The following is a 19,785-nucleotide window of genomic DNA, read 5'->3' on the forward strand; positions in this document are numbered from 1 at the left end:
AGGCGCCAGGCTTCCTGGAACTTTTTTGGCTTCCTCTTGCTTCATTGATCGTAGTTCCTTTACATATTGAAAGCTATTATCTTACCATCACCAGCGAAAAACCGCAACCGTGGGTGTACGCTTTTATTGCAAAGTTAGCAGATAATAGTTACTATTCAGCCACAAAGTCACTAATATACTGGGCAATTCCCATATAGAATAAACACAAGGTATAAAGTTCATCCTTTGAGACTTGGTGTCCCATTCGGCACAGCACTTCGATAAACTCAGTGTGGCACTCAGGGCATGCTTCGTGGCTCTGAATAGTTACAGATAATATAAAATTTTAGTTTTAGGAAAGGACCACATGGGAAAGAGCATTGCCAAGCCGGCCGCCAAAGGCTCGCGTAAGGTGAGGGTAGCCATCATCGGGGTGGGCAACTGCGCCTCCTCCTTCGTCCAGGGCGTCCATTATTACCGGAACGCCAAGCCCGGCGACCAGATTCCCGGCCTGATGCACGTCAATCTGGGAGGCTATCACATCTCGGACATAGAATTTTCGGCCGCCATAGACATCGACAAAAACAAGGTGAACAAGGACCTGGCCACGGCCATCTACACCAAGCCCAACAACACCTATAAATTCTGCCAGGTGCCCAAGAGCGGGATCACCGTCCAGCGCGGCATGTTGCACGACGGCCTGGGCAAATACCTTTCCCAGATAATCCAAAAAGCCCCGGGCTCCACAGTGGACATAGTCAAGCTGCTGAACGACACCAGGACCGATGTGGTGGTCAGCTATCTGCCGGTGGGCTCCGAAGAGGCCACCAAATGGTATGTGGAGCAAATACTGGAAGCCAAATGCGCCTTCGTCAACTGCATTCCGGTATTCATCGCCCGGGAGCAGTACTGGGCTAACCGATTCAAGAAGGCCGGGGTGCCGGTGATCGGCGACGACATCAAGTCCCAGGTGGGGGCCACCATCACCCACCGGGTTTTGACCCGGCTGTTCATGGACCGCGGGGTCAAGCTTTTAAAAACCTACCAGCTGAATTTCGGCGGCAACACCGACTTTTTGAACATGCTGGAGCGGGAGAGGCTGGAGTCCAAAAAAATATCCAAGACCAACGCCGTCACCTCCATGCTGGATTACAAGATGGATCCCGACGACATCCACGTGGGGCCTTCCGATTACGTGCCTTGGCTGTTAGACCGCAAATACTGCCACATCAAGATGGAAGGCCAGACCTTCGGGGACGTGCCGCTGAACCTGGAGATGAAATTAGAGGTTTGGGATTCTCCTAACTCGGCCGGGGTGGTGATCGACGCGGTGCGCTGCGCCAAGCTGGCCCTGGACCACAAGCTTTCCGGGACCATGCTGGAGCCTTCCAGCTATTTCATGAAGTCGCCGATGGTGCAGGTGCATGACGACCAGGCCCGGAGGGACGTGGAAGAGTTCATCAGGAAGTACGGGCGGAAACGACAATAAACCCGCGATAATACGGGCTGATGCAGGTTGTGCACTTTGGGAGAAACGACATCTTATGATCAACCGTCATGGGATAGACCAAGTCGATGGAAAAGATAAGCGTATACATAGAAACTTCGATCATAAGTTACTTGGCAGCTAAACCAAGCCGAGATCTGCTCACTGCCGGGTGTCAACAAATTACAGCCCAGTGGTGGAAGAACAAGAGAAACGAATATGATCTTTTTATCTCTGAGTTGGTGATTGCTGAAGCCAGGGCAGGATTACCAGATGAAGCGGCAAAACGACTTGAATTGCTACGAGGAATATCCGAATTGAAAATCACTGGAGATGTTCGTCAAATAGCTGCCACATTGGTAGCGCAAGGTGCTCTTCCCGGTAAAGCCCAAGCCGATGCCCTTCATATTGCGACAGCTGCCGTTCACGGCATTGATTACTTGCTAACCTGGAATTGCCGACACATCGATAATCCTGCGACGAAACCATTAGTACGCAGGGTGTGCAGTACCGAAGGCTACTTGTGCCCGGAAATTTGCACCCCCATTGAAATTATGGAGGCAAGTGAAAATGAAAAATGAAATTTTATCGGAAGTCTGGCGAAACAGAGATGTATTTACCAAACGACATAAGTACGACCTCAACGCAATGGTTGCGACCTTGCAAAAGATGGAACGTCATCCATGGAATCCCATAGTCAACAGAAACAAGAAACACCCACCAAGCCTCTGCGGCCGATCCCGCAGAAGTAAGGCAGCCGATCTCAGTCGTTAGACTATGCGCCCGGCGTTGTCGCACGGTATTAAACAGGCGCGAAGATTCTGGCGGATTACGAGTCGCGGAACTTCACAACTAAAGGGGACTATGTATGGCTCGTACCCGGACAATGACGCAACCTTGTCACCGTTGCGCTTGCGGGCTTCGACGCGGTGCGCTGCGCCAAGCTGGCCCTGGACCACAAGCTTTCCGGGACCAGGCTGGAGCCTTCCAGCTATTTCATGAAATCGCCCATGGTCCAGGTGCCGGACGACCAGGCCCGGAGGGACGTGGAAGAGTACATCAAGAAACTGGGACGCAAATAACCAATGTCTGGCCGAATTCAAAATTCAAAATTCAAAATTCAGAATGGTAAGGGGCTGTTCGTCAGCTTCGAGGGCATCGAGGGATGCGGCAAGACCACCCAGGCATCGCTCCTGGCCAAATGGCTGAAGAGCCAGGGCCACCAGGTAGTCGTTACCCGGGAACCGGGCGGGCCGCCCATTGCCGAGAAGATCCGCAAGGTACTGCTGGATTCCAGGAACCACCACATGTCCCCGCTGGCTGAATTGCTGCTGCTGCAGGCTTCGCGGGCCCAGCACCTGGCCCAGGTGATAATCCCGGCGCTTAAGACGGGCAAGATCGTGATCTGCGACCGGTTCGCCGATTCCTCCACCGCTTATCAGGGATACGGCCGGGGGATGGATCTGGAGATGGTCAAACAACTGAACCAGATCGCGGTGGACGGCTGCTGGCCCAAGCTGACCCTGGTCTTCGATCTGCCGGTGGAGCTGGGCTTTTCCCGGGCTGCCGGAAGAAAGCGGGCTCTGGACCGGATGGAGCAGCAGCAGAAAGCATTCCACCGAAAGGTCCGGCGGGGCTTTCTGGCCATAGCTAAGGCCGACCCGGCCAGGGTCAAGGTGCTGGACGGCAGTCAGCTCCCCGATGTGATCCAGGCCGCGGTCAGGCAATTGGTTCTAAATTGTTTAAAGTAACTGTAGAAACGGTGGATACCAAAACTCAACCCCTTTGCTTCCCCTTCTCTTACCACATGCCGGACATAATATATCGCAAGAGAAGGGGATAGAGGGGATGAGTTCTGATAAAACAGTAATTCAGGTTCCAATAAAAAGCCAAGTTCAAAAAAGGATCCGACAACTATGGAGGAAGGGAATAAAATAATGATCACCAAGCGCAAGCTATTTTTGCTGATCGCCGGCATCGCCGTGTTCAGCATGGTGGCCGGAGGGATGTTCGCCCTTTACGCCCAAAGCCAGATGGCCGACGAGGCCTCGCTTTATTTCCGGCTGTTCCGGGACACTTTTTACCAGGCATACAGCCGCTATGTGGTGGCCCCCGATCCCCAGAAACTGATTTACGGCGCCATCAAGGGCATGCTGGGCAGCCTTGATCCCCACTCCCAGTTCCTGGATGCCAAAACGCTTAAGGACCTGAAGGTCAGCACCCAGGGGAGTTTTGGCGGGATCGGGATCCAGATAGACATCCGGGACAACGTGCTGACGGTGGTCTCGCCCATCGCCGGGACTCCGGCTGCAAAATTAGGCATCCAGGCCGGCGACCGGATAGTCAAGATAGAAAACGTTTCCACCCGGGGCATCACCACCGACGGCGCCATCGGCAAACTGCGGGGCCAGCCCGGCACCGAGGTCACCATTTCTATCCAGCGGGAAGGGGTGGACCAGTTGATGGACTTTACCATCACCCGGGCCAACATCGAGATCAAGAGCATTCCCTATTCCGGGTTCGTCAAGAACAAGATCGGCTACATCTGGCTGGCTAATTTTTCGGAGAAATCCGGTCCCGACCTGGGCCGGGCCATCCAGAGCCTGGAAAACCAGGGGGTCAAACAGCTGATCCTTGATTTGCGCAACAATCCCGGAGGATTGCTGAACGAAGCAGTGGAAATCTCCAGCAACTTCATAGACAAGGGGTCGATGGTGGTGTTCACCCGGGGCCGGCTGCCGGACGCCAACCGCGACTTCAAGGTGGCCTCAGATCCTCTCTATGGCGCCAAAAAGGGCACTATGGTGGTGCTGATTAACCAGGGGTCGGCCTCGGCCTCCGAAATCGTGGCCGGCGCCATGCAGGACTGGGACCGGGCACTGATCATTGGCCAGACCAGTTTCGGCAAGGGCTCGGTGCAGACAGTGATCCCCCTGGGCGATTCCATCGCCATGAAGCTGACCACCGCCAAGTACTACACTCCTTCGGGGCGCTGCATTCACCGGGACAACAGCGCCTGGCAGTCGGGCGAGATCGATATTTACGATGATGATACGACCAAAGCGAAGTTGGACAAGCTGAATAATGAGGGGGAAGAGATAACCAAAGATACCACCGGCAGTGATTCCCTGGCCGCAAAAGAAGTGTTCACCACGGTGGGCGGGCTCAAGCGCAAGGTCTACGGCGGTGGCGGCATCACCCCGGACGTCAAAGTGGACCTGCCGCTGTTGAAGAAATTAGAGAGCAACTTGGAGCGCAAGACCCTGTTTTTCAAATTTGCTATCAAATACACGGTGGTCAACAAAGACCTGCCCCAGAACCTTGAAGTGGATGCCTCCATGCTGGCCGAGTTCAAGAAGCTTTTGGCCGATGAGAAATTTGAATACACCGAACAGGAGTTCAAGGAAAGCGAAGCCTACATCAAAAAGGCTGTCAAGAGGGAGCTTCTCTCCAAGCTTTACGGCGACAAGGCCATGACCGCTTTTCTGCTGGAGGGGGATCTTCAGGTGCAGAAGGCCGTGGAGCTTTTGGAGAAGCACAAGGACCTGAACAAACTGCTGCAGACCGGGCAGAACAAGTGATCCCGGCCTGATGCCCGCTCATGCCGCGCTCTTTAATAATATCAGTGGACCATTATAGTGACTTGGGGTTGGCCGGATTATTATGACTGCCCCAAAAATAAATATTCGCAACAGAAAAGGAGGCGATTTAATGGTACAAATACCTTGCCAGAATTGCCATCAAGAATTGCCAGACACTTGGAACTGGTATGTTTGTGACCAGTGTGGTTTTCGGGTTTGTCCATCATGCTTAGGAAACCACTATGGTCCTTATGGAAGTGGTTTCAAGTGTTCGCAATGTGCGCTTGGGCATATGCAACAGAAACAATAGAATGTAGATTGTAAATGATCCAATCAAGTTGCCATGCCGCGCTCTTTAATAATCGACGGGTACAACCTGGCTTTTGCCTGGAAAGAAGTGCGCCCGCTTCTCCTGAGCAACCAGCAGAAAGGCCGGGAGCGCCTGCTGGACCTGCTGCGGCGCTATAAGAAAGCCACCGGCCAGGAAGTGCTGGTGGTCTTTGACGGACCCAAAGAATCATCGCAGCCCCGGCTGCAGACAGTCCAGGGAATAAAGACAACCTATTCGGCTTTTCCCAAGACGGCCGACGACGATATCCGGAAAATGATCCAGGCCTGCGCCGACAAGGGCCGGTTGCTGGTGATCAGCTCCGACCATCAGGTGTCCGGCTTTGCCGAGAGGCGCAATGTAGAAACCATGGGATCGGGAACCTTTGCTCAAAAAGTGGAACAAGTATTGGCCGGTTCGACCGAAGCGGAAGAGAAACCGCAGAAGGCCGACGTGGCCGACTGGCTGAAGTTCTTCCAGCGGGACAAAAATACCGATGATTAGGGGCGATACTTATAAGGAAGCCAGCCTGCCCGCTGACTTGTCCGCCGCCGCAGCAGCAACGAAGGAGAAAGTATGACGAAGGCTGGGAATATCAGGAAATTTAAACAATATGTCTGTTGGCCGGAGGAAATGATATGTCAAAAGACAGACTTACAGAATATGTCCGAGCCAAAGTGGTTTGTGTATTCCGCAACCAAGACAGGATCCTGGTGTGCGACGGCTATGATCCAACAAAGAAGGAATTGTTCTACTGTCCTCCCGGCGGAAAGATAGAATTTGGCGAGCCGAGCGAAGCGGCTATTCGCCGCGAGATAAAAGAAGAACTTGGGTCTGAGATAAAAAACCTTGCACTCCTTGGCGTTCTGGAGAATCGTTTTATCTTTGACGGCCAACAGGGGCATGAAATTGTGTTTGTGTACGATGCCGAACTTACCGATAAGTCTCTATATGCTGCTGATAGATTCAAGGCTCAAGAGAGCAATGGTCAGGTTTTTAACGCCCTCTGGCTTGATCTCGGGACAATAGGTCCTGACACGCCTCCGGTGTATCCGGACGGACTAATTGCATTGATGAAAATCAGCGAACAAAACATAAAACGATAAACAACCAAAATCACAGGAGCGTCAAGATGGCCCGAAGCAAGAACAAGCAGAAAAGACAGAGACTTAAATTCAAATTAGCCCGCACCAAAAAAGTGGAACGCAAGAAAAGACTGCGGATCACCGCCAAGACGGTAAAAAAGAGCGCCGCTGCCAAGAAGTAACCCGCCCCCCAGTTTTTAGCCCCGTCCGGCCCCAGAAATAATTTCTTAAGGAGAAACCCCGATGCCGGTAGCAGAGATCAGCGTAACCCCGATAGGAACGTTAAATCCCAGCATCTCCGAGTTTGTGGTGGACGCCATCAGGCTGGCCCGCAGTTCGGGGCTGAAATACGAGATCACGGCCATGGGCACCAACCTGGAGGGCAGCCTGGACGATATTTTGGCGGTGGCCCAGGCCATGCACCAGAAATGCCTGCTTTCCGGGGCCTTAAGGGTGTCCACCACCATCCGGATAGACGACCGGGTGGACAAGGTGCTTACCTTGGAAAGCAAGAAGGAGGCGGTGCGCAAAGGGTTGATGGGATGACTCTATGAAGGCAGGATATTAATCCGGTCAAATGGCCCGGATCCTGCCGTCCGGCCTCTTTAATTTCTTTGACCGGCCGTTTCAGTGTTTGCATTGAAACGGCAAAATAATTTATCAGGGAGGTTTATATGCCCGCGATATATTTTGACCACAACGCCACCACTCCGGTGCGCCCCGAAGTGCTGGAGGCCATGCTGCCATTCTACCAGAACGGCTACGGCAACGCCTCCAGCCTTTACGCTTTGGGGCGGGAGGCCCGCCAGGCCATAGAGGAATCCCGCCGGAAAATTGCCGCGGTGCTGAACTGCGAACCGGCGGAAATTGTTTTTACCGGTTCGGGCACCGAAGCGGACAACCACGCCATCAAGGGCGTGTTTTTTGCTAATAGGGTCGGCCGCTCGGGTTTGGTCACCTCTAAAATAGAACACCATGCGGTGCTGCATTCCTTTGAATATCTGGAAAAGCACCACGGGGCAAAAACCGTTTACCTGGGGGTGGACGGAGAAGGCCTGGTGGATCTGGAAGGCCTGAGCCAGGCTATCACGCCGGAAACGGCGCTGGTCTCCATCATGCACGCCAATAACGAGGTGGGCGCCATCCAGCCGTTGCCTGAAATCTCCAAGATCTGCCGGGACCAAAATGTTTACCTTCATACCGATGCCGTTCAGACCTTCGGCAAGATCGAGACCGACGTCAAGAAATTGGGAGTGAACCTGCTTTCACTTTCCGGCCATAAGATATACGCCCCCAAGGGAGTGGGGGCGCTCTACATCAAAAAGGGAACCAGGATCCACCCGCTGATTCACGGCGGCGGCCACGAGAAGAACCGCCGGGCCGGGACCGAGAACGTGGCGGGGATAGTGGCCTTGGCCCGGGCAGCCGAGCTGGCGGCCGGAGAACGGGAATCTCAGGCTCTGAAACTGACGGAATTGAGGGAACGGCTGTGGCAGGGGCTGCAAAAAAACATTTCCCACCTTCGGCGCAATAGTCCATCAGACCTGGGATTGCCGGGCACTTTGAATGTCAGCTTTGAGTTCATAGAAGGGGAGTCCATTTTGCTTTTGCTGGACATCAAGGGAATAGCCGCTTCCTCGGGCTCGGCCTGCACCTCGGGATCCCTGGAGCCTTCGCACGTGCTGGCGGCCATGGGCGTGCCCACCGAAACGGCTCAGGGCTCGGTGCGCTTCAGCCTGGGGCGGGAAAACACCGAACAGGAGGTGGACTACGTGATAGCCGAGCTGCCGGCCATAATTTCCCGGCTGCGCCAGATGTCGCCCATCGCCCCCAGGGAAAGCTGCCGGATAAACGACAAGTCCAGCTGAAGTCCTAATAAAATATATTAGGAAACCAGCTTGCACGCCGAAGTCCCGTCAGGGCGGGACGCAGGAGTGCAAAGCAGGAATAATTCACGGGCATCAGAAAATTTAAATTAATTACCGGCCAACAGTGAACTATCTCAAATGACTGGATAACCTGTTCCTCCAAGTTTACCTTTAATTTGCGAGGTGTATATGAAGCCTAAGAAAGACGGGTTCACTAAGGAGATCATCGAAGTGCTAGGCAAGGACGACGGGGAGAGCGTAGATCTCTTGAAGCAGGTGGATGACCTGATGCTGGAGAAGGCCGCCACTCTTTACGGCGACCTGATCTACGCCCTCGCCCATCTCCGTTTCAGCGAGGGGCAGGCCCGAAACCACTGGGAGAACATTTTAAAGCACAAGCTGGAGCTGGCTTCCAAGCTGGGCCGGAACGTGGGGATCCGGGTTTCTTTGCTGGATTACTTCACCAACCTGCAGCGGAAATTGGACAACCCCAAGGTGATCGAGATGGACCTCTACGAAAAGACCCTGCTTTCGGCGGTGACCGACGGCTTGACCGGACTTTATAATCACCGCTATTTCCATGACCGGTTTGAGGAGGAAGTGGAGCGGGCCCGGCGCTACCAGCATCCGCTTTCGCTGTTGATGCTTGACCTGGACGATTTCAAAATATACAACGACGCCAACGGGCACATTGCCGGAGACCTCCTTTTGGTGGAGGTCTCCAAAGTCCTTAAAAAAGCGGTGCGCAAGGTGGACACGGCGGCCCGTTACGGGGGCGAAGAATTCGCCATCATCCTGCCCTCCACCAAAAAGAAGGGCGCGCTGATCATCGCCGGAAGGATCTGCCAGAAGATCGCCGATTATAAATTCCCCAACCAGGCGGTAATGCCCAAGGGACGGATAACCGCCAGCATCGGGGTGGCCAGTTTGGGCGATGATTCCGACAACCACACCGGGCTTTTGGACAGCGCCGACAATTCCCTTTACCGCGCCAAGGCCAACGGCAAGAACCAGGCGGTAGGGTGACACTCTCCACCGGCCAACTAATTGACCAAACAATTGTGATACAATGGGCCAACCAATAGTCCATACGATCGTATGTCAATTGCATCTCAACCGTATACCCACTATATCCCGCTCTCTTGAATTGCCGACATAAAGTAAAACAGCAAAGCAGCAAATACATGAAAGCCTCAGACATCCGGTTTAAAGATTATGTCATCGCCTGGCGGCGCAGGTTTCATGCGCGTCCCGAGCTTTCTTTCAACGAAGTCCTGACCTCCAAGGCTATTGCCGCGGAATTGAAGCGCCTGGGATATCAGGTAAAAACCGGGGTAGGAAAAACGGGTGTGGTCGGGCTTATCAAAGGCAAAAGCGCGGGAAGAACCGTGGCGCTGAGGGCCGACATGGACGCCCTGCCGGTGCAGGAAGAGAACCAGGTTCCTTATCGCTCCAGGAATCCGGGCAAGATGCACGCCTGCGGCCACGACGGCCATTGCGCCATGCTACTGGGGGCGGCTTTGATCCTGGCCAGGGACAGGGCCAATCTTAAGGGCCATGTCAAACTGTTGTTCCAGCCGGGCGAGGAAACCCCGCCGGGCGGGGCGCTGGGGATGATCGCTGCCGGAGCCTTGCAAAATCCCAAGGTCAATGCGGTGTTCGGTCTGCATCTGGACTCGTCCCTGCCATCCGGCAGGATCGGCCTGCGCCAGGGTCCGATGATGGCCGCCTCCGATAATTTCGATATCATCATCAAAGGCAAGGGCGGGCATGCCGCCCGGCCCCACCATTGCCTGGATCCCATCGCTGCTGGGGCTCAGATAGTTATGGCCCTGCAGACCATAGTCAGCCGCAGGACCGACCCGGTCCAGCCGGCGGTGGTTACCGTAGGTAAATTCGTTTCCGGCGCCAAGCACAACATCATCCCCGAGACCGCCCTGCTGGAGGGCACCGCCCGTTCCATCGACCGGCATACCTGGAAGATGATGCCTCTTTGGATCAAACAGACCGCCGAAGGGACGGCCAAAGCCAACGGGCTTGCGGCCGCAGTGGAATATGAACGGGGATATCCGGTGCTTTACAACGATCCCAAGATGGTTGACTTTGCCGAGTCCGTGATCAATAGAATGCCGGGACATCCGTCAGTGGTCCATATCAAGGATCCTTTGATGGGCGGCGAGGATTTTGCTTATTTTCTGCAAAAGGCCCCCGGGGCTTTTTTAAGACTGGGAAGCTGCAAGGACAGCAAAACCGCCCATCCTTGGCACCATCCGAAGTTCAATATAGACGAAGAAGTTCTGCCCACAGGGGCAAAGCTGCTGGCGGAGCTGGCAGAGCAGTATTTGGGTTTGTCAGCATAACTGGTTTGCACAAAAAACAATCGCCAATTAGTCCAGCCGTAAAATGAAAAAATTCACAGTTACAGGACTGCTCTTGATCGCGGTCATGGCCCTGGCCTGCAGTCCCGCCCGGCTACGACCCGACAACTGGGCCCAGCCGGTGAGCCTGGCCGGAGTGCCCAATCTTTTCAAAGTCAGCGAAACCCTGTATCGCAGCGCCCAGCCCGATTCCCAGGGAATGAAGAATCTCCGGCAACTGGGGATCAAGACTGTCGTCAATCTAAGGTCGTTTCACACCGACCAGGATGATTTTGGGAAAACAGGGCTGGCCGGGGAACACATATACATGGTGGCCTGGCATCCGGAAAAAGAGGAAGCGGTCCGGTTCCTGAAAATAGTCTCTGACAGCGCCAGGACACCGGCGCTGGTCCATTGCCAGCACGGTTCCGACCGCACCGGCACGATGTGCGCCATATACCGGATGGCAGTTCAGGGCTGGAGCAAGGAGGAGGCCGTTCGGGAAATGACCCAGGGCGGTTTTGGATTTCACCGGATATTTGCCAACCTTCCCATATGGATCAGGGTATTGGACATCGGCCAGTTAAGGAAAGAGGCGGAGATCACAGACAAACCAGTCCCGGCCGCTCTGAAACCCAATACGCCCCAAATAAAGTGAAGGCCGATACCGAAAACAGGAATCCACCGGGACAACAACATCAATAGCATTGGCGGAGGAACCTACCATCACTGTAAAACAAACCTGTCCCTGGCCCCAGGACGACGTTCAAATGGTGGAGTATCACGACACCGAGTGGGGCGTGCCGCTGCACAATGACCAAAAACTTTTTGAGTTCCTGGTGCTGGACGCTTTTCAGGCGGGCTTGAGCTGGCGCGCCATTCTGCATAAGAGAGAGAATTTCAGGAAAGCCTTCAAGGACTTTGACCCCAAAAAGGCGGCCCGGTTCACCCCGCCTGATATCCAGAGGCTTTTGACGGATCCGGGAATAATCCGCAACCGGCTGAAGATCAAGGCCACGGTGAAAAATGCCAAGGCTTTTTTGAAGGTGCAAAAGGAGTTCGGCACATTTGACAAATACATCTGGTCTTTTGTGGGGAACAAGACGGTTTTGAACAAATGGGAAACCATCAGCCAGATCCCGGCCTGTAGCGTGCAATCGGACGATATGTCAAGAGACCTTAAGGCCAGGGGTTTCAGTTTCGTGGGCACCACAATCTGCTATGCCTTTATGCAAGCGGCCGGGCTGGTGAATGATCATCTGGTGAGCTGCTTCCGGCACAAGGAAGTAAATAATATAAAAAAACAGTTAGGGGTTATCTTTTCTTAACCGCCAAGCGATGCACTGAGTTTAATCGAAGTGACGTAAAGATCGCCAAAGAATACATAAAAGAGCTTCCCGTCCTGGCCTTCCCCGCCAGTAGCATGTACTTCCCATTACTGTGTATGTAACTCGAAGTTTATCCGCCTTCGCAGAATACCACGAACTATGCCCGTGGAGCTCCGCAATTATAATATTTAAATCCAAAAGATATCAAACAACTCCGCTCCATAATATTGCTCCTGCTGGTACTGCTGACTTTTGAAAACAGCACTCAGGCCGACCAGCGGAATTGGCAGCAATTCAAAACCTTTGGCGGCAGCACCCTGTCCGGCGAGGTAAAGACCCTGATCGCAGACACCCGCTATCTTTACGCTTTCACCGGTTCCGGCGGGGTCCGCTACGACAAGCTGCTGGACAAATGGGATTTTTCATTTCTGTCTCAGGCTCCTCCATCAAATTCCCAGTTTGCCGCGCTGGATCACCTGTCCGGGGATTTCTATTTTGTTTCGGGTCAAAACGTCACGCCCTACAATGCCCTTTCCAAGTTCTATTACGGCCCGGTCCGGTTCCCGGCTCCGGTACTGGGTCTGTCTTTTGACGGAAAGGGCATCTGGGCCAAGACCCAAACTTCAGTTTATTCTTTAGACCGCTGGACCAGAAAGGTTTCTTTGTCCGCCGACAGCGGAAACGTCCGGGAGTGGCAGGGTATAGTTGACTTAAGGCAGATCAGGACCGATGTCCGGCTGCTGGGCCTGGCTCCTTATCAAATGATGGACGAATGGGCCGTGCCCCATCCCATCACCGCATTGGCCAACGAGCAATTCGGACCCGAGGTCTGGCTTTGGTACCGGGGCCTGGGCCTGTGGAAATACAATACCTTTTCCCGTAAATTAAGCCAGGCCACCAAGGGGTTCCTGGCCAGCGCCGGGGTAAATGCCATCGCCTCCCACGAGGAATGCCTGGCCCTGGCCGGGCCGGGCGGGATTACCCTGGTCGGCGCCGAAGGCGAACGTTGGCAGCAGATCAACCGGATGTTCAACGCCGACCTGGCCGAATACTCAATACGGGCTTTGGTCTTAGATGACCGTGATGTCTTTGCCGGAACCGACCGGGGGATCCTGGCCTTCAAGCGGGGCGATGACTTCGTCCGGAACATCACCACTTACGACGGCCTGCCTTACGACCGGATAAACTGCCTGTACCTGGAAGGCGACAGCCTGTGGGCCGGCACCGACTGCGGACTGGGTCTGTATCAGCGGAGCATAAAGACCACGAGCAGTCTTTGGCCGCAGCTGGAAAACCATAAGATCAGCGGCATCGGGGCCGACTCCAAATATATCTATCTGGCCACCGCCCGGGGGGCCGTCAAATTGGACCGGCAGGACAGCTTAAGGCCCAGGCGTTATACCGACCCCGATCCGGCCCTGCTGGAAGAGCCAATGACGGCGGTGATCTCCGAGGACACCATCACCTGGTGGCTGGGCAGTGATTTTCTGCTGGCCGGCAATAAAAACGACGGCAGTTACCGAACCTTCCTCCGTTCCGGAAATTATGCCGCCGGCCAGGGTCTGTGTCTGGCCATAGACGCTGGCAATGTCTGGATCGGCACCGATAACGGGCTGGTGCGTTTCGTCAAAAGCCGGAACCAATTTCTGGTCTACCATGCGGCCGATGGTTTAATGGACGAACAGGTGTGGTCGGTATATTCATTGAACGGTTATCTGTGGGCCGGGGGGGCAAACGGGGTCAGCCGTTTTTGCTTTAAGAATGAGGATCAATGAAACCTCAGATGATCCAGAGCGCTTACGACCGGCTGGCCTTAAGCGACGGCGACAGTTCCCAAAACTACTACCGGCATGCCGGGCCGGACATGAGGCTGAAGCTCCTGCTCTCGCTGGCGGCAAAAATAAAGCCCCGGAAAATCCTGGAGGTCGGCTGTTCCGACGGACATGTGATGGAATCCCTGAAAAGCCTCCTGGTTAAAGGACAGGAAACTCATCTTTTCGGGCTGGACATTTCACATATATCCCTGCAACGGGCCCAGGCAAAGAACTGCGGCGATGTGATCATGGCTTTAGCCGAAAAACTGCCGATCAGGCAGGGCAGCATCGACCTGATCATAGCCAGCCAGGTGCTGGAACATATTCCCGACCTGGAAGGGGCGATAGACCAGGCCTTTTCTGCTCTCCAGCCCGGCGGCCATTTTATGATCACCGTCCCCCTGGCCGACTGGTTCAAACTATACAAGGGTCTAATCCGGCGGGCGCCGGTGAAGTTCCTGGACCAGGAAACCCATATCAGGGAATGGGCGCTGGCGCCTTTCCAGAGGTTCGTCTCCAATGGCCGCCTTTTGTCCCAGTTGATAAAAAGCGGTTTTACCATCAGGCAATGCCAGGGGTCTTTTTTTTACAGCTGGCGGCTGGAACGCCTGGCCGACCGGGTCTTATTGAAGTGTCCTCAGGCTTATAACCTACTTAGGGCCTGGGATGTGATACTGGGCACCATTCCAGTTTTGCTCTGGGGCGCTAGATATGCTATAATTGTTTCACAAAAACCAGAAATAATCGTCTGAATAATCAAATGACCTACCAGCACGCCATAGAATATCTGATGTCTTTTTTGAATCTGGAAAAAGCTCCGGGACAAAAATATCGCGACGATTCCTACAACCTGGACGATTTCCGGCAGCTTTTGAACCAATTGGGCAATCCCCAGAATTCGTTCAAATCCATATTGGTGGCCGGGACCAAGGGAAAAGGCTCCACCGCCGCCTTTATAGAGAGCGCCTTAAGTGCCCAGGGGCTGAAGGCGGGACTGTATACTTCGCCGCATCTGATAAGTTTTTGCGAACGGATCAAATTGGGAGGCCGGAGTATTCTGGAACGGGACTTTGCCCAGAGGCTGGACTGGCTGAAGCCGTTTTTGGAAAAGCAAAAAGTCAACGCCCATTCCAAGACCGGTGGGCGGTCCACGGTGTTTGAAATACTGACCGCCATGGCTTTTTTGTATTTTCAGGAGATGAGGATCGATTGGGCGGTGCTGGAAGTGGGGCTGGGCGGGCGCCTGGACTGCACCAACGTGGTCAATCCCAGGGTTTCGGTGATCACCAACATCAGCCACGACCATACCGAGATCCTGGGAGAAAGCCTGAAGGAGATCGCCGGGGAAAAAGCCGGGATAATCAGGCAGGACGGCCTGGCGGTTACCTCTCCCCAGGGGGCCGAAGCGCTGAAGGTCATAATGAACAGATGCCGGGAACTTAACGCCCGGCTGTTTCAGGTGGGCAAGGACGTGATCTTTAAGATATCGGAGCAGAATCCGGAACACTTGAGCCTGGACCTGGCCGGCACCTTCGGCAAACTGAATAGTGTGGAGCTGGGGCTTAACGGAGACTTCCAGGCCGAGAATGCCGCCACCGCCTTCGCCGCCTTGCGGGCCCTGCAGTTCCGCAACCAGCAGGTGGGCGACCCCGCCATCCGCAAGGGTTTTAAGGACATTTCCTGGCCGGGCCGGCTGCAGACCGTTTCCCGGCACCCGTTGATCATAATAGACGGAGCCCATAACGACTACTCGGCCTACCGGCTTAAAAAAGCGGTGGAGATTTTGTATCCCGAAAAAACCAGGATCCTGGTGCTGGGAATATCGGCCAACAAGGACATCGGGGGCATCGTCTCCAATCTGGTTCCCCAAAGCCGGGTGCTGGTGATCACCAAGGCCAAGCATTCCCGGGCGGCAACCCCTGAGGCCATCAGGCGGGAGGCCAAAAAATTCGCCGTGCCGGTGATAGAGACCGAAACCTTATGCCAGGCGCTGGACAGGGCCAAAGAACTGGCCATGCCCCAGGATCTGGTGCTGGTGACCGGCTCGCTGTTTTTGGCTGGGGAAACGCTGGAGCTTTTGGGCAAGAAAATATAAACCTTAAATATTTTGGCAACGATTATGAGCAGAGTGGTGGTATCAAAAGAAGGGCTGGCCAAGATCAAGGCCGAGCTGGAAAATCTGGTCAAGGTGGAAAGGCCCGCCATTTCGGCCGCTCTGGCCCATGCCCGGAATTTAGGCGACCTTTCGGAGAACGCCGAGTACCATTCGGCCAAGGACAAGCAGGGCCTGATAGAATCCCGGATCCGCAAGCTGCAGGAGGACCTGGCCCGGGTCGAAGTGATAGACGAAAGCCAGCTGGCCCAAGGCGTGGCGGTGTTCGGTCGGAAGGTTGTGGTCAGGGATATTTCGGACAACAGCCTGGAAACCTATATTTTGGTGGGGCCGCACGAGGCCGATTTTGACTCGGGCAAGATCTCGGTGGAAAGCCCCATCGGCAAAGGGTTGCTGGGCAAGAAGGCCGGAGAAACCGCCGAGATCAAAGTTCCGTCCGGCAGCATCAAATACAAGATAATTTCAATCACGTAGGGACACGGCAGCCCGTGTCCAGAATAGTAGGGACATGGCGCGCCATGTCCCTACATAGGAGATAAAATCATGCCCAATCCTCAAGTCGCGGTTTTAATGGGTTCCGACAGCGATCTGCCGGTGATGGAAAAAGCCGTCGAGGCCCTGAAGGAATTCGGAATAACGCCGCAGGTCAAAATTCTCTCCGCCCACCGCCTGCCCGACAAGGTGGCCGAATTCAGCAAGGAAGCCCGCAATAGCGGATTCGAGGCCATCATCGCCGGGGCCGGCATGGCTGCGCACCTGGCCGGAGCGGCAGCCGCTCACACCACCCTGCCGGTGATCGGCGTGCCGCTTAAATCCGGGGCTCTGGCCGGGGTGGACGCCCTGTATGCCACGGTTCAGATGCCCTCCGGCATTCCAGTGGCTACGGTGGCCATCGACGGGGCCAGGAACGCGGCCATCCTGGCGGCGCAGATACTGTCCATCAAGTACCCCGAGATCGCCGGGAAGCTGGAGGATATGCGGGCCAAGATGCGGCAGGAGGTGGAGAAGAAATCTGAAGAAGCAGAAAAAAAATACAATAAATAAATATAGGAATAAATATTTTATGAAAACCATCACCCAAACCAATTTCCCCGGCCTCAAAAAGGTCTCCCAGGGCAAGGTGCGCGACATCTACGACCTGGGCCAGCACCTGCTGATAGTGGCCACCGACCGGATCTCGGCCTTTGATGTGGTCCTGCCCAACGCCATTCCCTTTAAGGGTTATGTGCTGACCCAGATCTCCAAATTCTGGTTCGACAAAATGGAGGCCATAATGCCCAACCACCTGATAGCCACCGAGGTCAAGGATTTTCCGTCATCCTGCCAAAAATACAAAGAGGATCTCGAGGGCCGTTCCATGCTGGTCAAAAAGGCCAAACCGCTTCCGGTGGAGTGCATCGTGCGGGGATATCTGACCGGCTCCGGACTGAAGGACTACAATAAGACCGGCCATGTCTGCGGAATAGAGCTTCCCAAAGGGCTGGTGGAATCCAGCCGGCTGGAAAGCCCCATCTTCACGCCTTCCACCAAGGCCGAGCTCGGGGCCCACGACGAGAACATCTCTTTCGAGAATATGTCTGATATTCTGGGCAGCCAAAAAGCGGAAAAGGTGAAACGCCTGTCGCTGGAGATCTACACCGCGGCCCGGAAAGTGGGGGAGGAGAAGGGCCTGATCATCGCCGACACCAAGTTCGAGATGGGGGACTATCAGGGCGGGCTGATCCTAATCGACGAGGCGCTGACCCCTGACTCCTCGCGCTTCTGGCCTCTGGCCGGATACCAGCCTGGGAAGTCCCAGCCCAGTTTTGACAAACAGTTCGTGCGCGACTACCTGAATACCCTGGACTGGAATAAACAGGCTCCGGGGCCGGAACTGCCGAAGGACGTGGTGGAGAAGACCAGCCGGAAATATCTGGAAGCCTTGAAAATACTGGCAAATCAAAGCATATAAAACAGAGAGAGTGAGAATCCATGCTTAAGAAAAAAACCGCCGTGCCCAAAAAGAAAGTTGTTGCCAAGCGGACCCCGGCCGACCGGCGCCGTCTTTTAAACGAACAGGAATTTAAAAAGCTGATAGAAACCGGCCAGGCCGTTGAAAGCGACCGCCGCAGCTGGATGGAGCGGCGGAAGGCCGAAGCGGCCAAGGGTAAAAAGAAAAAGGCCTGATACAATTGACAAAGAGCGGCAAATCCAACTACGCCCTGTCTACAATAGGGCTTCCTCCTACGTCCGCCACAGGTGGACTACGGCGTACAGGTCGTCGGACAAGCAATGAATACTAAACGGCAAACAAATACACGGTAGAAATCAAACGCTTAATTGCGGATAGATAAATCAAACATGTTTTGGAAGAAAAAAGAAATTCCCTCTCATGGCAAGACCATCACCGTTCAGCAGGGAGTGGCGGCGAACGCCCTTTCCATCCAGGCCCTGATCAACGTGCTGGTCAACAAAAACGTCTGCACCCGCCAGGAGATCATGGACGAACTTAAAGTAATAACCCGGCCGGTCCAGAATGACGGAACTAAAGGATAAGATAGAAGAAATTTTCTCCCAGGCCGACCAAAGCGCCAGGCAGGGGGACCGCCTGGGGGCCATCGCCAGCCTGACCGAGGCGACCAGCCTGCCGGAGATCGCCCAACAGGAACCGCTGTCGCTGGAATGCGCCCATTGGGGCCTGGCCGGGCTGCTGATCGCCGAAAGGGATGTCAAGCAAGCCGAGGTCCATTTAAAGGCGGTTATAAAGCTTAATCCCCAGGAAGCCGGATATTTTCAGGAATTGGGAGCGCTTTATAACTACCATGCCCGGTTCCAGGAAGCCGCCCTCCAGTTTGAACAGAGCCTGAAGTTGAGGCCAGGGCATCCCGAAACCACCCACCTGCTGGGCTGGGCGGTTTTCATGTCCGGCGATCTGAAGCGGGGGCAGAAAATTCTGGAGCTGGCGCTGGAGCTGGATGAGAACAATGCCGGGACAGTGAACGACCTGGCGGTCTGCCTGATGGAGCAGGGAAAGATCAAAGAGGCCCAGGGTTTTATAGGAAAGGCCCTGGAGCTGGACCCCGATAATGAGCTGTTGAGGTCCTTCCGGGAAATGCTGGAAGGGAAGACGGGGCGGCTAATAAAAAGAAAAAAACAAAAGGGTGAAACCATGAGAAAGATATTTTGCGGAGCAGTTGCGGCAATCCTGCTGGCTCTGCCGGCTGTGGCCTCCGCCCAAAAGCTGCAGGTCTCGGTGATGGACCTTAACGTCACCAGCGGCCTTACGCCCCAGGAGGCGGTGATGTTGACAGATTGCCTGCTTAACGAGTTCATTACCATCGGCGCGTTCAAAGTGGTGGACCGCTCCAACCGAGACAACATCCTTAAAGAACAGGGCTTTCAACAGAGCGGGGCCTGCGACCAGGGGGCCTGTTTGGTGGAGGCCGGGCAACTGTTGGGCGCGCACAAAATGTTCGGCGGCACGGTGGGTAAGATGGGCGTAAAATACGCGGTGCAGTTAAGGATGATAGACGTGAAAACCGGCGAAGCCGACATGGCTTTTACCCGTCAGTATTCCGGCGACGTCTCAGCCCTTTTGGACGCTATGAAGGAGGCGGCCACCGAGTTCAGCAAATGGAAGTCCAAACCTAAGGCCCAGGCCATTGCCGAGACCAAAGCAGAAACCGGCAATTTGAAAGTAGTTTCCACCCCGGCCGGGGCCACTATATTTTTGGACGGGCCGGACGTTGGAACAACCCCGGGGCTGTTAACCAAAATAGAAATTGGCGAGCACCAGATAATTGTAACCAGAGACGGCTACAGCAGTTTTAGCAAGACCGTAACGGTCGCTAAAAATATTACCACCAC

Annotated in this window: 22 protein-coding genes; all 22 read left to right on the plus strand. The window is 54.6% G+C overall.

What is annotated here, in order from left to right; translation table 11 throughout:
* The first annotated feature begins 346 nt into the window (after nt 1–346).
* A complete protein-coding gene (locus HY768_04025; protein MBI4726384.1) occupies nt 347–1,468 on the plus strand; it encodes an inositol-3-phosphate synthase in 1,122 nt (373 codons plus the stop codon).
* Between the two features lie 86 nt (nt 1,469–1,554).
* Nucleotides 1,555–2,046, plus strand: a complete 492-nt coding sequence (locus HY768_04030; GenBank protein ID MBI4726385.1) for a type II toxin-antitoxin system VapC family toxin — start codon at nt 1,555–1,557, stop codon at nt 2,044–2,046.
* Nucleotides 2,047–2,394: 348 nt separating this feature from the next.
* Nucleotides 2,395–2,547, plus strand: coding sequence for a hypothetical protein (locus tag HY768_04035; GenBank protein MBI4726386.1), 153 nt, complete (start codon nt 2,395–2,397; stop codon nt 2,545–2,547).
* A gap of 3 nt (nt 2,548–2,550) precedes the next feature.
* Nucleotides 2,551–3,216, plus strand: coding sequence for a dTMP kinase (locus HY768_04040; GenBank protein ID MBI4726387.1), 666 nt, complete (start codon nt 2,551–2,553; stop codon nt 3,214–3,216).
* Nucleotides 3,217–3,381: 165 nt separating this feature from the next.
* Nucleotides 3,382–5,046, plus strand: a complete 1,665-nt coding sequence (locus HY768_04045) for a S41 family peptidase (protein MBI4726388.1) — start codon at nt 3,382–3,384, stop codon at nt 5,044–5,046.
* Nucleotides 5,047–5,389: 343 nt separating this feature from the next.
* Nucleotides 5,390–5,878 (plus strand): NYN domain-containing protein, encoded by a 489-nt coding sequence (locus HY768_04050; protein MBI4726389.1) that lies wholly within the window; start codon nt 5,390–5,392, stop codon nt 5,876–5,878.
* A 134-nt stretch (nt 5,879–6,012) separates the two neighbouring features.
* Nucleotides 6,013–6,480 carry an NUDIX domain-containing protein gene (locus tag HY768_04055; GenBank protein MBI4726390.1) on the plus strand — a complete coding sequence of 156 codons (468 nt, stop codon included), beginning with the start codon at nt 6,013–6,015 and terminating at the stop codon, nt 6,478–6,480.
* 222 nt (nt 6,481–6,702) lie between these two features.
* On the plus strand, nt 6,703–7,005 hold the full coding sequence (locus HY768_04060; protein ID MBI4726391.1) for an MTH1187 family thiamine-binding protein: 303 nt from the start codon (nt 6,703–6,705) through the stop codon (nt 7,003–7,005).
* Nucleotides 7,006–7,133: 128 nt separating this feature from the next.
* Nucleotides 7,134–8,327, plus strand: coding sequence for a cysteine desulfurase NifS (gene nifS, locus HY768_04065; GenBank protein MBI4726392.1), 1,194 nt, complete (start codon nt 7,134–7,136; stop codon nt 8,325–8,327).
* 189 nt (nt 8,328–8,516) lie between these two features.
* Complete coding sequence (locus tag HY768_04070; GenBank protein MBI4726393.1) at nt 8,517–9,353, plus strand: GGDEF domain-containing protein; 837 nt, start codon at nt 8,517–8,519, stop codon at nt 9,351–9,353.
* 158 nt (nt 9,354–9,511) lie between these two features.
* On the plus strand, nt 9,512–10,687 hold the full coding sequence (locus tag HY768_04075) for an amidohydrolase (GenBank protein ID MBI4726394.1): 1,176 nt from the start codon (nt 9,512–9,514) through the stop codon (nt 10,685–10,687).
* A gap of 43 nt (nt 10,688–10,730) precedes the next feature.
* Nucleotides 10,731–11,342, plus strand: coding sequence for a tyrosine-protein phosphatase (locus HY768_04080; GenBank protein MBI4726395.1), 612 nt, complete (start codon nt 10,731–10,733; stop codon nt 11,340–11,342).
* Nucleotides 11,343–11,409: 67 nt separating this feature from the next.
* Complete coding sequence (locus HY768_04085) at nt 11,410–12,012, plus strand: DNA-3-methyladenine glycosylase I (GenBank protein MBI4726396.1); 603 nt, start codon at nt 11,410–11,412, stop codon at nt 12,010–12,012.
* A gap of 227 nt (nt 12,013–12,239) precedes the next feature.
* A complete protein-coding gene (locus HY768_04090; GenBank protein MBI4726397.1) occupies nt 12,240–13,787 on the plus strand; it encodes a hypothetical protein in 1,548 nt (515 codons plus the stop codon).
* Complete coding sequence (locus HY768_04095; protein MBI4726398.1) at nt 13,784–14,578, plus strand: class I SAM-dependent methyltransferase; 795 nt, start codon at nt 13,784–13,786, stop codon at nt 14,576–14,578. Before HY768_04090 ends, HY768_04095 begins: the two co-directional genes overlap by 4 nt.
* Nucleotides 14,579–14,586: 8 nt before the next feature.
* Nucleotides 14,587–15,921: a bifunctional folylpolyglutamate synthase/dihydrofolate synthase gene (locus tag HY768_04100; GenBank protein MBI4726399.1), complete on the plus strand. Its 1,335-nt coding sequence runs from the start codon at nt 14,587–14,589 to the stop codon at nt 15,919–15,921.
* Nucleotides 15,922–15,945: 24 nt separating this feature from the next.
* Nucleotides 15,946–16,413, plus strand: a complete 468-nt coding sequence (greA, locus tag HY768_04105) for a transcription elongation factor GreA (GenBank protein MBI4726400.1) — start codon at nt 15,946–15,948, stop codon at nt 16,411–16,413.
* A gap of 69 nt (nt 16,414–16,482) precedes the next feature.
* Nucleotides 16,483–16,983, plus strand: a complete 501-nt coding sequence (gene purE / locus HY768_04110; protein MBI4726401.1) for a 5-(carboxyamino)imidazole ribonucleotide mutase — start codon at nt 16,483–16,485, stop codon at nt 16,981–16,983.
* Nucleotides 16,984–17,002: 19 nt separating this feature from the next.
* Nucleotides 17,003–17,890, plus strand: a complete 888-nt coding sequence (locus tag HY768_04115) for a phosphoribosylaminoimidazolesuccinocarboxamide synthase (GenBank protein MBI4726402.1) — start codon at nt 17,003–17,005, stop codon at nt 17,888–17,890.
* Nucleotides 17,891–17,910: 20 nt separating this feature from the next.
* Nucleotides 17,911–18,105, plus strand: coding sequence for a hypothetical protein (locus HY768_04120; GenBank protein MBI4726403.1), 195 nt, complete (start codon nt 17,911–17,913; stop codon nt 18,103–18,105).
* Nucleotides 18,106–18,279: 174 nt separating this feature from the next.
* Nucleotides 18,280–18,474, plus strand: a complete 195-nt coding sequence (locus tag HY768_04125; protein ID MBI4726404.1) for a hypothetical protein — start codon at nt 18,280–18,282, stop codon at nt 18,472–18,474.
* Nucleotides 18,455–19,785: PEGA domain-containing protein (locus HY768_04130; protein MBI4726405.1), on the plus strand; the 1,331-nt coding region annotated here is incomplete at its 3' end. The genes HY768_04125 and HY768_04130, both read left to right, overlap by 20 nt.

This window comes from candidate division TA06 bacterium (assembly GCA_016208585.1).
In the GTDB taxonomy this organism is placed as follows: domain Bacteria; phylum Edwardsbacteria; class AC1; order AC1; family EtOH8; genus UBA5202.

Coding starts and splice junctions, on each gene's coding strand:
- HY768_04080 (MBI4726395.1), top strand. CDS start 10,731: ATGAAAAAATTCACAGTTACAGGACTGCTCTTGATCGCGGTCATGGCC.
- HY768_04075 (MBI4726394.1), top strand. CDS start 9,512: ATGAAAGCCTCAGACATCCGGTTTAAAGATTATGTCATCGCCTGGCGG.
- HY768_04040 (MBI4726387.1), top strand. CDS start 2,551: ATGTCTGGCCGAATTCAAAATTCAAAATTCAAAATTCAGAATGGTAAG.
- nifS (MBI4726392.1), top strand. CDS start 7,134: ATGCCCGCGATATATTTTGACCACAACGCCACCACTCCGGTGCGCCCC.
- HY768_04070 (MBI4726393.1), top strand. CDS start 8,517: ATGAAGCCTAAGAAAGACGGGTTCACTAAGGAGATCATCGAAGTGCTA.
- HY768_04060 (MBI4726391.1), top strand. CDS start 6,703: ATGCCGGTAGCAGAGATCAGCGTAACCCCGATAGGAACGTTAAATCCC.
- HY768_04100 (MBI4726399.1), top strand. CDS start 14,587: ATGACCTACCAGCACGCCATAGAATATCTGATGTCTTTTTTGAATCTG.
- HY768_04055 (MBI4726390.1), top strand. CDS start 6,013: ATGTCAAAAGACAGACTTACAGAATATGTCCGAGCCAAAGTGGTTTGT.
- greA (MBI4726400.1), top strand. CDS start 15,946: ATGAGCAGAGTGGTGGTATCAAAAGAAGGGCTGGCCAAGATCAAGGCC.
- HY768_04045 (MBI4726388.1), top strand. CDS start 3,382: ATGGAGGAAGGGAATAAAATAATGATCACCAAGCGCAAGCTATTTTTG.
- HY768_04030 (MBI4726385.1), top strand. CDS start 1,555: ATGGAAAAGATAAGCGTATACATAGAAACTTCGATCATAAGTTACTTG.
- HY768_04095 (MBI4726398.1), top strand. CDS start 13,784: ATGAAACCTCAGATGATCCAGAGCGCTTACGACCGGCTGGCCTTAAGC.
- HY768_04120 (MBI4726403.1), top strand. CDS start 17,911: ATGCTTAAGAAAAAAACCGCCGTGCCCAAAAAGAAAGTTGTTGCCAAG.
- purE (MBI4726401.1), top strand. CDS start 16,483: ATGCCCAATCCTCAAGTCGCGGTTTTAATGGGTTCCGACAGCGATCTG.
- HY768_04115 (MBI4726402.1), top strand. CDS start 17,003: ATGAAAACCATCACCCAAACCAATTTCCCCGGCCTCAAAAAGGTCTCC.
- HY768_04050 (MBI4726389.1), top strand. CDS start 5,390: ATGCCGCGCTCTTTAATAATCGACGGGTACAACCTGGCTTTTGCCTGG.
- HY768_04025 (MBI4726384.1), top strand. CDS start 347: ATGGGAAAGAGCATTGCCAAGCCGGCCGCCAAAGGCTCGCGTAAGGTG.
- HY768_04125 (MBI4726404.1), top strand. CDS start 18,280: ATGTTTTGGAAGAAAAAAGAAATTCCCTCTCATGGCAAGACCATCACC.